Source organism: Rhodococcus sp. IEGM 1330, from assembly GCF_033142445.1.
In the GTDB taxonomy this organism is placed as follows: Bacteria; Actinomycetota; Actinomycetes; order Mycobacteriales; family Mycobacteriaceae; genus Rhodococcoides.
Map to the genome: position 1 here is coordinate 71,403 of NZ_JAWLSB010000005.1, position 14,589 is coordinate 85,991.

The window sequence follows — 14,589 nt, forward strand, 5'->3', positions numbered from 1 at the left end:
ACCCACAGGTCAGATGCTTAGGACGACTTGCGGGTCGCTGATGCCGACCGACAGGTGTCCGGCTCGCAGCTTGAATGGCCATCACTAGGTTCGGTTGACGGGCCTGTGTGTGGGCTTGGCTAGCGGCGTGTCTATTTCTACAGATTGGCAACGACGTCTAGTCCTTGGTCCCGCGCACAGACGCGGACCAGCGACTGCGCCATTCCGCGTTCAATGGCGGCGACCAGCTGCGGTCGCAGTTCGGCGGCGGGGACGATGTGGTGCACCGATCCGACGTTCTGTGCGCGCTGGATGTTGTGGATGGCCTCGAATTCGGCTGCCACTTCACCTAGTTTGGCGTTGCGGGCGTTTGCTCGCACGGTCGCGAGCTCGACGCGCAGGGCCGAGCGGGTGGCGTCGTCTTCGGCTGCGTTCAGTCGTGCTTCGAGTTCCTTGACCTCGGAGTCGGCTGCGGTGCGGGCGTTGACGTCGCGGGTGAACACCACTGCTGCTGCCGGTGCACCGCCGAGTACGGAGGCGAAGGATCCCTCGACGGCGAGGACTTCCATGTTGTCGTTGAGCGCTCCGGAGAACACCACGAACGCGCCGCCGTGGTAGCGCGAGACGACACAGAACACGACCGGTCCGTCGAAGTTGACGATGGCGCGGCCGATCTCGGCTCCGTATTCGAGCTGGATGTTGCGCAGCGATTCCGGTGATCCGTCGAAGCCGGAGAGGTTGGCCAGCACCACGATCGGCCGGCTTCCGCTGGCGGCGTTGATAGCGCGTGCCGTCTTCTTCGACGAGTTCGGGAACAGGGTGCCCGAGGTCCACTGATCGGGGCCGTCGGAGGGGAACCAGCCCTTACGGGGGATGGCCCGTGACTCGATACCGATGACGGACACCGGGATTCCGGCGAGGTGAGCGTCGAACACCACGGAGGTGTCGGCGTCGGCCATGTCGGCCCAACGCTCGAGCACCGAGTGATCCTGGTCCACCACGGCGCGCATCACGGTGCGAATGTCGAACGGCTTCTTGCGATCGGGGTTGGTGACCGAGGAGAAGATGTCGCCGACGGTGGTGAAGTCGCTCGACGGGTGCACGTGCGGGTAGGTACGCACGTCCCGCTCGGTCGGGTCTGCGGTGGCTGCGCGACGCGGGAAGCGTTCTCCCGGAGCGGCATACGCGTGATCGTAGTGCGCGAACAGGATGTCGCACGCGGCCCGCAGGTTCGGTGCCCAGTACTGCGCCTGGCCGTTGGGGCCCATGACGCGGTCGTAGCCGCCGATACCGAAGTTGTCCTCGGCCGAGACACCACCGGAGTAGTCCAGCGACTGCTTTCCGGTGAGCACCATCGCACTGTCGGGGGTCATCACCAGGATGCCCTTGGTGTGGGTGAGCATCGTGGCTTCGGCGTTCCAGTACGGCTGAGCGCCGACGTTGATGCCCGCGACGACGATGTTGATCTCACCGCCGGCCTGGGTGAAGGTGATGATGCGACGCAGGCCGCGCGAGACCCAGTCCATGTTCTCGGTACCCGATTCCATGGAAATCGTTGCACCGGAGGACAATGCGAACCACTCGACGGGCGCACCGAGTTGCTCGGCGAGATCGATCGCCGCGACGATCCGCGAGCACTCGGCCTCGGCGACCGTGCCCAGTGCCTTGGTCGGGTCGCCGAACAGTGCGACGCGAGTGATGCCCTCGGGGTACTTGGCGGTCGGTGTGGTCGCCACGCCGACGATGACGCCCGCAGTGTTGCGGCCGTAGGGACGATCGACGGGCGCGAGAACGCCGTCGGCGTCGAAGTCGTACTCGGTGAACGTGCCACCGTTGCTGCTCAGCAACGGAATGAGCTCGTACGGGTACACGGTGCCGCGGGCTTGGGACCGCTGCACCTTCTGGGTGTACTCGTCGAGTGGACGCATCGGCTCGGTCGGCGGCGGGGTCACCTTGGCCACGATGCCTGCACCGGATCGGTACGACAGACGCAACGCGACCTCTCGCGGTGTTGCGCCGGGTGTTTCGGCCAGGCGAGCGATGAGAGTGATCTCCTCGAGGCCTGCCCCGATCGTCAGCGGCGCGATGTGCCGGGCAATGGTGGCGATGCGGTCGGCAGGCACGTTCAGTACCGGCCAGACGTAGAGCACGACGCGATTGGCGTCGAGGCGCTTCTTGCCACGCCCGGCCTGGGCCCGGCGGATGCCGTCGAGGCAGGCCGCGACGGTCCGTTCGATCTCGGGAACGGCGACGATGTTTCCGGCGTCGTCCAACTGTGTTGTGACACCGCGGATCTCGGCGAGTGCGACGAGTCGCTCGTCGGACGGGTTGGCCTTCGACGTCAGGTGGAACAGGTACGTTCCTGCACTGGCGGGCAGCCGAACTCCATCGAAGTTCTTCAGTCGCCACAGGTCGAGTCGTTGACCGGTCAGCGGGTGCATGTCCCGGATGGTCAGGTCTTCGACAAGATCCCCATCCCGATCCGGTCTCAGGGTGATCTGGCGCGGCGATCCGGAACCGAACACTGTGACGGTGATCCGACGCCATAGTCCCGCATACGCTTTTTGTCCTACGAGTTGCCGAATTTCCGCGCTGAGTTCGTCCCCGCTCAGCGGTGCATCGGGCCACGAAAGATAGACATCGACGACCCGATGTTCCGGTGTGAGCTCCGCGACGGCCTTGATAGATGACAGAGCAGAAGGCAACGTGGATCGGTCGGTGCGTGTTGCAATGACATGTACCTCGATTGCATTGAGCACGAACGCCCCGGTGACGAACCTCCAATTGTCGTGATCGAAAGTGTCGACGTGTTGGAAGTGGTGAATCCCGTAGGTCTGACGGGTAACGGCTTCGAGCAGTGCATCGAGATCCACGTCGTCGTCGAGAAGATCGATGAGAGGTTCATCCACATCGACGATTTGCTTCATGCGGGCGGAGTAGTCGGCGGCGTCGGGGTTCTCGGCGAGGTACTGCAAGCTGCCGCGGACTCCGTCGTAGATCTTCTCTCGTGCGGTGCGGATCTGCGGTTCGTCGAACAGTCGGAAGCGTAGGTTGCGGGCGACGTCGCCGATGACGGGGTAGCGGGCCTGGGTGGCACCGATGAGTCGTTCGAGTACCTCGGCCATGGCCGGGGTGGCGTCGGGTTGTTCCGCGCTGTCGCTGAGCCAGTGTCCGAGCAGGGCGGCGATGACCGGAACCTGGTTCTCCATGCGCTGGAGGGCGAGGAAGACGCGGTAGACGGCTTCTTCGAGCTCGGGTGTGCGACCTTCGTCGATGGCGGCGTCGTAGTGCGCCAGAGCGCGAGTGAGCTTGCCCCGGAACGATTCCGGCAGTCCCTGCACATCTGCGTCGAGCGACTGCATGAACGAGTGGAAGTGCTCGCGAGGGGAGTGGACGCGCTCGTCGTTGCTCTCTTCGTCCATCGTCGGCCGGTTGCGCGAGAGTTCGCAGATATCGGCGAATGTGTTGAGCAACGATAGTTCGGCACTCACCAGCTCCGAGTCGTTCCGCGGCACGTCGGCACGCAGAGTCTCGTAGGTGGACAACAGGTTTCGAGCACGGGCTCCGCTGACATCGAAACCGGTGATGAGGGCTGCGAGTTCGTCGAGGCGGTCCAGGGCGCGGCGCTGCGGCGAGCGCTGCGCGGCGTCGTCGACACCGCGGAACTGCACGCGCGGTGCCTGCTCGGAGACCTTCTGCTCACCGGCCTGATCGACGCGCAGCAGGGCTGCTCCCGCATCGACCTGTCCGTTGACCGAGGCCAGTACCTCACGCACGGTGCCCGCGTACGGGGACCGGACGGCAGTTTCCATCTTCATCGACTCGAGGACGACGAGGGTCTGACCTGCTTCGACCTCGTCACCGACGGCGACCGGTACGGCGACGACGACGGCGGGAGCAGGCGCGCGGACCAGACCGGCCTCGTCCTGGGAGATCTGGTGGCTGATGCCGTCGACCTCGACGAGGAAGTGGGCGGCTCCGGCGACGGTGACGACCTGGTAGCGGTGGTCACCGATGATCAGTCGGCTCTCGTAGGCGCCGAGGCGTTCGACGTCGACCTGCAATTCCCCGATGGCATCTCCGTCGATGCTGTAGCGGTGCGTGCCGGTCTGGCCTACTTCGATCTTGTAGGCCTGGCCCTGGTAGTTCAGTTCGACGGTGCGGCCGATGGCATGGGTGGCGCGCGGGCGACCGCCGCGAGCGGAGTTGAGGAACGCGGTGCGCTCGCGGCCTTCCTCGGCGTCGTAGGCGTCGATGGCCGCGGCGATGATGGCGATGTCGGCAACGGCCGTCGGGCCGACCTGCGAGCCGGCCTCGGTGCGGTCGAGCCAGCCGGTGTCGGCGGAGGCGGAGATGACTTCCTCGCGGTCGAGCAGGCTCAGCAGGAACGACTTGGTGGTGGTGCCGCCGTCGATGACGACGGTGGTCTCACGCAGCGCGTTGCGCAACCTCGCCAGAGCTTCGCTGCGGTCGCGGCCCCAGGCGATGACCTTGGCGACCATCGAGTCGTAGTCGGGTGGGATGACGTCGCCCTGGGCGATGCCGGTGTCGACGCGGATGCCGGTGCCGAGCGGGAACTTGAGCAGTTCGACTGTGCCCGGTGCGGGCGCGAAGCCGTTGTCGGCGTCCTCGGCGTTGAGGCGGGCCTCGACGGCGTGACCGAATTCGGTGGGGCACTCGCCGGGCAGTGCTTGACCGTCGGCGACGAGGATTTGCAGCTTCACGAGGTCGATGCCGGTGGTGTATTCGGTGATGGGGTGCTCGACCTGAAGTCGGGTGTTGACCTCGAGGAACGTGAAGATCTTCTGCTCGGGCTGGTACAGGTACTCGACGGTGCCTGCGCCCTGGTAGCCCGCAGCTTTGACGAGCTCGGCGGAGGCCGTGCGCAGCTGGTCGGCCTGTTCCTGGGTCAGCAGCGGTGAGCTGGACTCTTCGATGACCTTCTGGTTGCGGCGCTGGATCGAGCAGTCGCGCACGCCCGGGGCCCAGACGTTGCCGTGGCTGTCGGCGATGACCTGAACCTCGACGTGGCGGGCATCGGTGACCAGGCGCTCCAGGAACACGACCGGGTCGCCGAACGAGCGCTCGGCCTCGCCCTGGGTGCGCTCGAGGGAGAGTTCGAGTTCGTCCTCGTGGAAGACCTTGCGGATACCGCGGCCACCGCCGCCCGAGCGGGCCTTGATGATCAGCGGGTAGCCGATCGCCGCTGCGTGACGACGGGCGTCCGCGCGGGTCTCGACCGGTCCACCGGACCACGGTGCGACCGGGACGCCGACCTTTTCGGCGAGGATCTTGGCCTGCACCTTGTCGCCGAGCAGACGCATCGCGTCGGCGGACGGGCCGATGAAGGTGATGTTCAGTCGGGCGACGAGGTCCGCGAACGTCGGGTCCTCGGCGACGAAGCCCCACCCGACCCACACCGCGTCGGCACCGGACTCGACCAGCGCGGCCTCGAGAACGCTGTAGTCGAGGTACGCCGAGCCGGTGGCGGGCTTACGCAGCGTGACGGCCTCGTCGGCCTGGCGGACGAACATGGCCCGCTTCTCCGCCTCGGTGTGCAGCGCTACGGTGCGGATGCCGTAATCGTGTTCGGCGTTGAGCTCTCGGACGGCTCGGATCAGCCGTACTGCTGCCTCGCCTCGGTTGACTACTGCAATCCGCTTGAACAACGTATCTCTCCTGTCTGCTAAGTCCATCCACGATTTCGGAGGCACGGCGGGCGCGGAAGCTGTGCTCTCACAACGTCTGCACTCTCGGCGGTCGATATCTTGCTCAGCGCCGGTGGATAGGCCCGTCCAGGTCGGACAGTGCGCGACCGGACGCGGCGTGACGTTCGGCGAGCACCTGCGCCACGATGGAAATAGCTGTCTCCTCGGGTGAGTGAGCTCCTAGATCCAGGCCGACGGGGGAGTGAAGCTGTTTGAGCTGCCGGTCGGTGATCCCGACCTGCCGCAGACGGGCAGTCCGGTCCATGTGAGTGCGACGCGAACCGAGCGCGCCGATGAACCCGATCTCGTCGAGCTTGAGTAGGGCAGCCAACGCCGGAACGTCGAATTTCGAGTCGTGTGTCATGACGCATGTTGCTGTGCGGATATCGATTCTGCCAGCCGCATGTTCACGCTCGATATATCGATGGGGCCAGTCCACGACCACCTCGTCTGCCTCGGGAAACCTTGCTGGAGTGGCAAAGAGCGAACGTGCGTCGACAACAGTCACTCGGTAGCCGAGTTGGCTACCCGTCACACTCATTGCACGCACGTAGTCGTTTGCCCCCACCAGCAGCATGCGCGGCGGCGGTGTGTACGTGTGAACGAAGGTCCGAGGAGCTGCTGCAGACGTCGCACCGAACATGCCCCCGTGCCCTGCGTCGAACCACGGCGTGAGCTCGCTGTCGGCGCGATGGGCTCGATCCGTCATGTCGGCGTCCGTGACCAATTGCCGTTCGGGTGCCGCGGTCACTGTTGTCAGGAGAGTGATGGACTGACCGGCGTTGCGGTAGTCGATCATTCGCGCGATCATTTCTCGGTGCTGATGATCGAGGCGCTCGATGAAGACCTCGACTTGGCCGCCGCACGTGAGCCCGATTTCGATGGAGTCTGCGTCAGCATAGGAAAAGCGTTCGGTCGCTGACATTCCCAGTTTGATCACGGTCAGCGCGGTGTCGATGACAACAGCTTCCACGCATCCTGCCGACAGTGATCCGATTGGCCGACCGTCTGCGGTGACCAGCATGGTCGCCCCTACCTCGCGAGGCCCGGCGCCCGTGGTGGACACCACCCGGGCCATCGCGATCGGGCCTGTTTCGATCAATGCGGCAATGTCTTCGAGAAGTGTGAACACGGCCTGATCCCTGCTCTCTCTATCGGGGGCTTCGCGTGATGTGCGAGCTATCGGCGAACTGGCACCACTTCGCGGTCGGGTGCTTGTTCTCGCTTCTTCGGCGTCTGCTGATGCGCGTAGAGCAAGCGAAGTATCCGCTCTGGTGTCATCGGGAGCGCGGGGACAGACGTCACCCCGAGTGCATTCCGGACGGCATTTGCCAGTGCGGCACCGACTCCGGCGTTACCCCCTTCGCCCACCCCTCGTACCCCGAGGGGGTTACCTGGAGCTGGTGAATCCTCGAATACGTGCACTTCGATGTCCGGCACGCTGAGGGCTCTGGGCAGTTGATAGTCCCCGAGCGAGGTGTCCAGAGGTATCCCTTCCGGGGAATATCGCATCTCCTCGAACAATGCGCCGCCGATTCCTTGGACGGCACCGCCGCGTAGCTGCCCGACAACCGCTTCTGGGCTCACGACCCTGCCTGCCTCGAACGTCAATGCGTAGCGCAGCACGTCGACGACCCCGGTTGCGGGGGCGACCTCTACCAGGGCGAAGTGTGCGCCGTAGGGGTAGGTCATCGTCGCTGCGGAGTAAGTCGAGCGGCCGATCAACCCGGGTTCGATGCCGGTGGCCACGAATGCAGGGGTAGTGCTTGCCATTGACACGGATCCCAGGTCGACGCGTTGTCGGGGGTTGCTGACGGATACGACGTATCCATCAGCGACGACAAGGTCGGAGGTGTCCAGTTTCAGGATCGTCGCGCCCACCGCAATTGCCCGCTCGATCACCTGGTCGCAGGCGTAGGCGACTGCCGAACCACCGACTACGGTGGAGCGGCTGGCGAAAGTGCCTGCGCCGTCGTGAAGGATGTCGGTGTCCGACAGCACTACTGATACTTGGGAGATGTCTGCGCCGAGTCGATCGGCGGCGATCTGAGCCATGGCAGTTTCGATTCCTTGGCCTACCGAGGTGCCGCCCATCGCGACCCGGATGGCACCGGTGGTGTCGATTTCGACCACGGCACTGTCATGGCCCAGACCCGCCTTCTCGAGAATCATGGCCATCCCTGCGCCGACGAGCCGCCCGTCACGTCGGGCGGTCTCGGCATCGAGTTGCCACTGGCGATAGTTGGTCCGCTGCACCGCCGCATCGAGGTGCGCAGCATGGTCCGTGCCATCGAGAAGCATGGGTGCGCCGAATATCCGCATGGGGCGTTCCATGGGGAGCTCGGTATGGTCGAGCAAATTCATCGATCTCAGATCGACCGGGTCGATTTGGAGATGGGCCGCGGCCAGGTCGAGTGCGTGTTCGCGTGCGTAGTTGTTCTGGAATCGGCCGGGCGCGCGGTAGGTCCCGACAGGGGTCTTGTTCGTGAGCACCACGTGAACGGTGCTGCGGAAAGCAGGCACCCGGTATGGGCCGGCGAACATGCCCGATGTCAGAGCAGCTACGACCGCTCCGTGTGTTCGGATCCACGCTCCGGAGTCCAGCCATGCGGTATCGCGGATGGCGAGGATGTGGCCGGAGTCGTCGAAGGCAAGATCGACATCGTGTTCTTGCTCCCGGGCGTGGTTGGCGGCGATGAGGTGCTCGCGGCGATCTTCGACCCAACGGACGTTGGCTCTGAGTGTTTTTGCCGCCCAGGCCACGAGGAGGTCTTCTGGGTAGAGCTCGCCTCTGATTCCGAAACTTCCCCCGACATCGCTTTCGGTCATGTGGATCGAGTGTTCGGTCAGGCCGAGGAACCGAGCGATGATGCGGCGGTTCCAGTACGGCACTTTGCTGGCGCCCCAGATGGTCAGTTTTCGTGACCGCGTGTTCCATGATGCGGTCAGTCCACGGCATTCCAGGGGGATGCCGGATTGCCGGCCGCACGTGACGGTGGTGGAGATGACGTGCGCAGCGTCGCCGAATGCGCCTTCGACGTCCCCGTATTCGGATTCGATGGTGCCTACTCTCGCCGCGGCGTTGTTGAGCGACGGGACATGTTCCCCGTCGGCGCTACGGGCGTCGAGTAGGACTGGGATGGCTTCGTATTCGACGACGATTTCGGCTGCGGCATCTTCGGCGACATATTGGCTATCTGCGATGACGGCGACGACCGGTTCGCCGACGTACCGGACGAATTCTCGCGCTAGTGGGTATTGGAGATAGGGCGTGAAGTCGATGCCGGGGGTCGGTTGCCGGGCCGGGATGGCCAGTTCGGAGTTCAGGTCGCTCCATACGAGTACCGCTGCGACCCCAGGCAATGACCGCGCCGCTGAGCAGTCGATACGGGTGATGCGCCCGTGTGGAATGGGTGAGCGGACGATGCGCATCCACAACAGATCGCGCAGCTGAACGTCAGTGTGAAATCGGCCTTCGCCTCGTAGGAGGCGGTGGTTCTCCAGGCGCGGGACTGCGTCGCCGATTCTGGTCATGCGGACTCGTCGGTGTGGAGAGTTCGTTGGTTGTCGATGTAGTCGCAGAGTGCTGCCACGATCGGCTCGTAACCCGTGCACCTGCAGAGGTTTCCGTTGATGGCGCGGCGGACTACCGCGTCGGAAATCGGGTCTGTTTCGTCACGGTGGCGCGCAGCGAGCCAGGCACCGACCATGAGCATTCCTGGAGTGCAGTAGCCGCATTGCAGAGCGCCTGCGCGTGAGAATGCTTGCTGAAGGTCGGTCAGTACCTGTTCGTCCGGTGAGTTCAGACCCTCGGTAGTGGTGATGTCGACTTTGGACATCTCGGCGGCGAGCGCTGTGCAACTGCGGATGGGCTCTCCGTCTGCAAGGACGGTGCAGCTTCCGCACATTCCCTCGCTGCATCCCTCGGGGATAGCGCGAGCACCGACCTCTGCGAGCGCGTCGATGAGCAGTGTTCGATCCTCGGCTTCGATTTGGTGGGGTGTGTCGTTGACGCTCAGATCTATCAGCATGTTGTCGATCGCCTTTCGTACAGGTCGTGCAAGTGGCGAGGAGCTAATGGCGGCCGGCGTGCGCCAATCGTGTGATCAGCCGTTCGGCTATCGCGTCGTGTGACCATGCGGAGGCCACATGTCGTGGCCCGTACGGATCCCCGGGGTGATGGGATGCGTGAGTCGGGAGTCGACCGCGTATTCCGACGACGGTGTAGAGGATGTCTGTCTCGAAACCCGATACGACGCCCACTACGACGTCCGCTGGAACGTTGGACTGCCGGGCGTATTCGTCGAGGGCGGCCACGCCATCAGGTGGCGTATGTCGCACGGCCGTGATGACTTCCGCGTCACCGACGTTCCTCGTCGTGAAGAACTCGTTCAAATCACGCGTTCGGATTTTTCCGTCGGCGTCGACTGTCTCGCACGAGGTTGTTCCGACTAGCAGAGCGATGAGGAGTTCGGATGTCGACGAAGCAAGTGCGACTGTTCCCCCGACGGTGGCGCGGTGGCGAATCGCGGGGCTGGCGGTCATCGCCAATGCCGACTGTAGGTACCGAGCGTGTGGCCTCTGCGCGACTACCGCTTCGAGGGTGGACAGCGTGCAGAGTGCACCGATGGTGAGCGCTGCGTCTTCCCAATGCGCCGTGTCCATACCCCGAGCGGTTTTGAGATCCACGATGAGCGGTGATGTCACGGCCCGACGGGTCAATTCCGGAATGAGCGTCTGTCCTCCCGACAGAATTCGGGCTCCGGGGTTGTGGCCGAGCATCTGAGCGGCCTCTATTGCGCTGCGCGCCCTGACGTATCGGAAGGGCGCAGGTCTCATGGTGTGTCGACTGTCGGTACGAGCAGTGTCGTGTGTCCCAGTTGGCGCATCAAGTCAGCAAGGTCGAAGTGGGCCGAGCGGCGGACGACTTTGTCGCCGCGAAAATAGTCGATGCCGATGGCGGTGAAGTCTGCTCGTCTGCCGCTCGGGGGTAGTCCCCGAAAGGGCCCGAGTTGGGTTCCCAGGCAACGCAACCGAGTGACGACGACATCGCCTTCTGCGATCTGTTCTTCGATTCGATCGTCCATGTCCGGAAATGCGGTCCGGAAAGCGTTGACCCATTGACGCACACCGTCAGGACCGTGCAGATCGAATTGTGGCCAGTAGAAGTCGGGGGCGAAGATGTCGTCGGCCACCGATAGGTCGTTGTGGGTGATCATGTCGCGGAAGAGCCGGGCGATACTTGCTTTTCGTGCGTCGTTGAGGGTCTCGATGTTCGAGGTGGTCATGGATGCTCCTTCTTTGTCGATGGCTGCTGTGGGGCCGGCGGAAGATCTGTTACGCCGACTGCGAGACGACGTGTGAGATGTCGTGCGTGAATTCGGCGCGGATCGCGGTATTGCCTATGACGGAGGTGAATTCGACGAACCTCCACTCGCCGCCGTCCATCGGAACCTTGTCGACCGTCTCGAATCGAACGGCAGCGGGAAACCTCAGACCGGCATCGTCGGGTGCCGTGTGGGCCGATGGGTCGTCGGCGTTGTCGCACGGTGTGATCACCGTCCGCATCATCCACAAGGTATTGCTGTCGCTGCGCGAGAGCCCGTCGAGTGCGTAGAACAGCACTTGTGCGAGTTGCAGGGTACAGACGAATGCTTCGACGAAGGGGAGCCTGCAGCCGAGGCTGTGTTCGAGACCGTCCACTTCGGGCCAGTCGCCGGACAATTCGATAGTCCCGGTGGCCTCGAGCGCGTCGATGTCGGCGGTGACGTCGCTGATGGTGTGCGATACGCGCCGAAAGCCTTCGTTCCAGTACGAAGAGTCGGTCTGCGGATCGACAGTAAGGGGTTGTCCCAGGTCGTGGCGAATCTGATCGATACGGAGTCCGGAGACGACGAGTGTGACTCGCAGTGACCCCACTTCGCACCGGAAACGGCTGTGCCCGTGGACGGTCTGCAGCTGCAGTGTTCCCGATACAGCGATGTTGTCCAGTGTTTCCTGTGGCTTGTCGCCTCCTACCACCGCAACGCGTACGACGCTCAACTCGGACAGTGGTTGCGGTGAGACCTGGGTGAGCAACGTCGCGCAGGAGCGCATCGCGACGACCATCGCGTCGACAGTGCTGACGTGTGGTGGTTGCACACCGCTCTTCTTGACGGACCAATTGGGAGGCAGTCCAACGTCGATTGTTGCCGCGATTCGGGATGTGAGCGTGTCGATGTCGTGGCTGGTGGTGATCGTGTGAGTGGTGTACGTCGCTCGCTTGTAGCCGTTGGAGAAGAACCGTCCTGATGGATCTCCGAGGTGGTCGGAAATGTCGGACAGTACGAGCTTGTTGGTCGGTTGGGTGATCGAGGTAGTGCTCATACCGCCGCCTTCTGAGCGTTGACGTACGCGGCAGCCAGGTCGGAGACCGATCTGATGTCGGGGATTCGTGCGCTGCCGTCATGGAATGGGTCGGACCCGAATTTTGCTTCGAGCTTGATGAGAAGCCGAGCGATGGCGAGCGAGTTGAGTCCCGTTTCGGGAAGCGACATTTCGGGGTTGATGTCGGTGTCGAGTTCGTCGGTGTCGATCATCGTTTCGATAATCTTCATGACTTCGACTTCTGCAGCACGTTGTGTCAGCATGTGATTCCTCCGTCGATTACGAGGGTTTGTCCTGTGATGAACGTCCCGGGTTCGCTGGTGAGATAGTTGATTGCGCCGACCACATCGTCGGTTGTGCCGAGGCGCCCGAGTGGCGTGCGGTTTCGGATTTGCGTGCGGTGATCGTCGGTGACTACCGCTGTGAGATCGCTGTCGAAATAGCCGGGTACGACGCTGTTGATTCGTATTCCGAACGGACCGAATTCTCTGGCCAGTGGCCGGACGAGTCCGTCGATTCCGGCCTTGGCCGAGGCGTAGGAGGCCACTCCGCGGTATCCGCGGATCGTGTTGATCGAGGAGACATTGACGATCTGGCCGGCGATACCGTTGCCGACCATGGACCGGGCAGCGGCCTGGATGAACACCATGGGGGCGATGTAATTGGTCGCCACCACTGTCTCCAGTGACTCTTGAGGCTCTGAGATGAACAGACCTTGTGTGATCGATCCGATGTTGTTGATCAACAGGTGGGGTTGGGCTGCGGTGATGATGTCGGCCATCTCGGCCCGAGAGGTGGGTGACGCAGCGTCGACGGAGTGCCATTCGATATCGAACCGAGCTCGTAGCTCGTCCAACGCGCTGGTGGGTTTGCGGCTGCACGTCACGACTCGGAATCCACGCTCGGCGAAGTGTTCGACGATCTTCAGCCCGAGGCCGCGAGATCCGCCGGTGACGATCGCGGTGCCTTGTTCGCTCACAACGACCTCAGCTTCTTGAACCGTTCCGATACGTAGCGTCCGTCGATGAACTCGATCAGCATGGGGACTTTGAACGGTTCGAGTGTCGAGTTGCAGTGATGCAGGATGCGTTGTTCGAGCTCGGGGCCGCCGGTTCCTGCCTCGGCTTGTACGGATGCGACGACGACGTGGCCCATGATGGGGCTCGGTCGCCCGCACACGATGACCTCCCGGACATCGTCTACTTCCAGGATCGCGGATTCGACCTCTGCGGGATACACCTTTTCGCCACCGACATTGATGATGTCGCTGTCTCTGCCGAGGATTCGTACATAGTCGCCGTCGACCTCGACTTTGTCCTGGGTGTTGAAATAACCGTGCTCGTCGAAGGGGTTGGGGGCGTTGAGGTATCCGAGCATCGCGGTGTCCGCGCGGACCCAGAGCACATCGTCGCGAATGTCGTACTCGAACCCGTCGGTTCCCAGCTTCATCCACAGCGACCCGTCGTCCTTGGATCGTGTGGGGATGATGCCCAGTTCGGAGAGTCCGTAGGTCTGTTTCAGTGTGATGTCAGGCAGTAGTTCTGTTACGCGTGAGAGTGTGCTGACCGGCATCGGTTCGGTGCCGTATGTGATGAGCTTGAGTGAGGAAAGGTCATACCGTTCTACCGCCCCGGCTACTACGGACATCGTGAGGAAGGTCGGGGTTACTGGCAACGTGTCGACTCTTCGGCTTTGCACAGTGGAGAAGACATCGTCCGGTGTTCGTTCTCCGCTGATCGTGACTACCGATCCGCCCAGCGACAAGGTGTGCAAAATCGTGTTGACTCCGCCGATATGATCGAGTTGCATGAAGGCCAAGGTTCGGCGTACCCGTCTGCGATCACCGTATCGTGCAACGAGTTTCGACAGATCGAGAACAGATGCTTTGCTCCGTCCGGTCGTACCTGAGCTGAAGAGAACCAATCCCGCGTGGTGGGCGGTGCGCAGTTGCTCGTAGAAGGTGTGTGGCGAATCCGTGGACCCCGACAGATGTGTGATGTCGGACGTTCCGAGGTCGTGCAGGGTGCTGAGCTGCGCGACTTCGGTGAAGTTCTGCAGCTTCTCGGCAGGGGTATCGGGGCTGAACGGAACGATCACCGCGCCGAGATCGTAGAGGCTGATGAACGCGCCACACAGGTCGGCCGAGTAGCGCCCTCTCAGTCCGACGACACTGGTGTCGGTTACACCCTCTTTTCGATAGAACTCGCTCCAGCGATCCACTGTGTCGGCAAGATCGTTGTAGGTGAACACTGTGTCATCGATGACAAGTGCGTCTGCATTGCCATTGCTGCGCAACATCTTTGCAAAGTTCACTTGTGATCCTCAAGGATTGGTGAACGGGATGGGCACCGGTTCGTCGAGCCGGGCAATTGTTCACGTGCGTGAACACCGTTGAACGATAACGGGATTGATCCCGTGGCGCGCAATAGTTAGTGACGAACGCCACAATTGTCTGCCGACGGGTGGCGAATTCGTACGGGAGCGTGCAAGCTGAGACTGTTCACAGGCGTGAACAGTCTCAGGTTGCTGATACTCG

Annotated in this window: 10 protein-coding genes; all 10 read right to left on the minus strand. The window is 62.9% G+C overall.

Annotation, left to right across the window (positions count from 1 at the left end):
* Window positions 1-137 precede the first annotated feature (137 nt).
* The gene (locus R4P57_RS13315) at window positions 138-5,648 is read right to left on the minus strand and encodes a carboxyl transferase domain-containing protein (protein ID WP_317803305.1); all 5,511 of its coding nucleotides are present in this window, start codon (window positions 5,646-5,648) and stop codon (window positions 138-140) included.
* 103 nt (window positions 5,649-5,751) lie between these two features.
* Window positions 5,752-6,819 (minus strand): XdhC/CoxI family protein, encoded by a 1,068-nt coding sequence (locus tag R4P57_RS13320; RefSeq protein ID WP_317803306.1) that lies wholly within the window; start codon window positions 6,817-6,819, stop codon window positions 5,752-5,754.
* Between the two features lie 47 nt (window positions 6,820-6,866).
* A complete protein-coding gene (locus R4P57_RS13325; RefSeq protein WP_317803307.1) occupies window positions 6,867-9,221 on the minus strand; it encodes a xanthine dehydrogenase family protein molybdopterin-binding subunit in 2,355 nt (784 codons plus the stop codon).
* Window positions 9,218-9,718, minus strand: coding sequence for a (2Fe-2S)-binding protein (locus R4P57_RS13330; protein ID WP_317803308.1), 501 nt, complete (start codon window positions 9,716-9,718; stop codon window positions 9,218-9,220). Before R4P57_RS13330 ends, R4P57_RS13325 begins: the two co-directional genes overlap by 4 nt.
* A gap of 43 nt (window positions 9,719-9,761) precedes the next feature.
* On the minus strand, window positions 9,762-10,526 hold the full coding sequence (locus R4P57_RS13335) for an FAD binding domain-containing protein (RefSeq protein ID WP_317803309.1): 765 nt from the start codon (window positions 10,524-10,526) through the stop codon (window positions 9,762-9,764).
* Window positions 10,523-10,975, minus strand: a complete 453-nt coding sequence (locus R4P57_RS13340) for an ester cyclase (RefSeq protein WP_317803310.1) — start codon at window positions 10,973-10,975, stop codon at window positions 10,523-10,525. The genes R4P57_RS13335 and R4P57_RS13340 overlap by 4 nt, the downstream gene beginning before the upstream one ends.
* 49 nt (window positions 10,976-11,024) lie before the next feature.
* Window positions 11,025-12,053, minus strand: a complete 1,029-nt coding sequence (locus tag R4P57_RS13345) for an AvrD family protein (RefSeq protein WP_317803311.1) — start codon at window positions 12,051-12,053, stop codon at window positions 11,025-11,027.
* The gene (locus R4P57_RS13350) at window positions 12,050-12,283 is read right to left on the minus strand and encodes a phosphopantetheine-binding protein (RefSeq protein ID WP_317803312.1); all 234 of its coding nucleotides are present in this window, start codon (window positions 12,281-12,283) and stop codon (window positions 12,050-12,052) included. The genes R4P57_RS13345 and R4P57_RS13350 overlap by 4 nt, the downstream gene beginning before the upstream one ends.
* 26 nt (window positions 12,284-12,309) lie before the next feature.
* Window positions 12,310-13,032 (minus strand): SDR family NAD(P)-dependent oxidoreductase, encoded by a 723-nt coding sequence (locus R4P57_RS13355; RefSeq protein WP_317803313.1) that lies wholly within the window; start codon window positions 13,030-13,032, stop codon window positions 12,310-12,312.
* Window positions 13,029-14,366: a class I adenylate-forming enzyme family protein gene (locus R4P57_RS13360; RefSeq protein ID WP_317803314.1), complete on the minus strand. Its 1,338-nt coding sequence runs from the start codon at window positions 14,364-14,366 to the stop codon at window positions 13,029-13,031. The genes R4P57_RS13355 and R4P57_RS13360 overlap by 4 nt, the downstream gene beginning before the upstream one ends.
* Between the last annotated feature and the right edge of the window lie 223 nt (window positions 14,367-14,589).

Bases quoted from the DNA above. Each gene is read 5' to 3' on its own strand.
- R4P57_RS13325 (WP_317803307.1), bottom strand. From the start codon at position 9,221: ATGACCAGAATCGGCGACGCAGTCCCGCGCCTGGAGAACCACCGCCTC.
- R4P57_RS13330 (WP_317803308.1), bottom strand. From the start codon at position 9,718: ATGCTGATAGATCTGAGCGTCAACGACACACCCCACCAAATCGAAGCC.
- R4P57_RS13335 (WP_317803309.1), bottom strand. From the start codon at position 10,526: ATGAGACCTGCGCCCTTCCGATACGTCAGGGCGCGCAGCGCAATAGAG.
- R4P57_RS13340 (WP_317803310.1), bottom strand. From the start codon at position 10,975: ATGACCACCTCGAACATCGAGACCCTCAACGACGCACGAAAAGCAAGT.
- R4P57_RS13345 (WP_317803311.1), bottom strand. From the start codon at position 12,053: ATGAGCACTACCTCGATCACCCAACCGACCAACAAGCTCGTACTGTCC.
- R4P57_RS13350 (WP_317803312.1), bottom strand. From the start codon at position 12,283: ATGAAGATTATCGAAACGATGATCGACACCGACGAACTCGACACCGAC.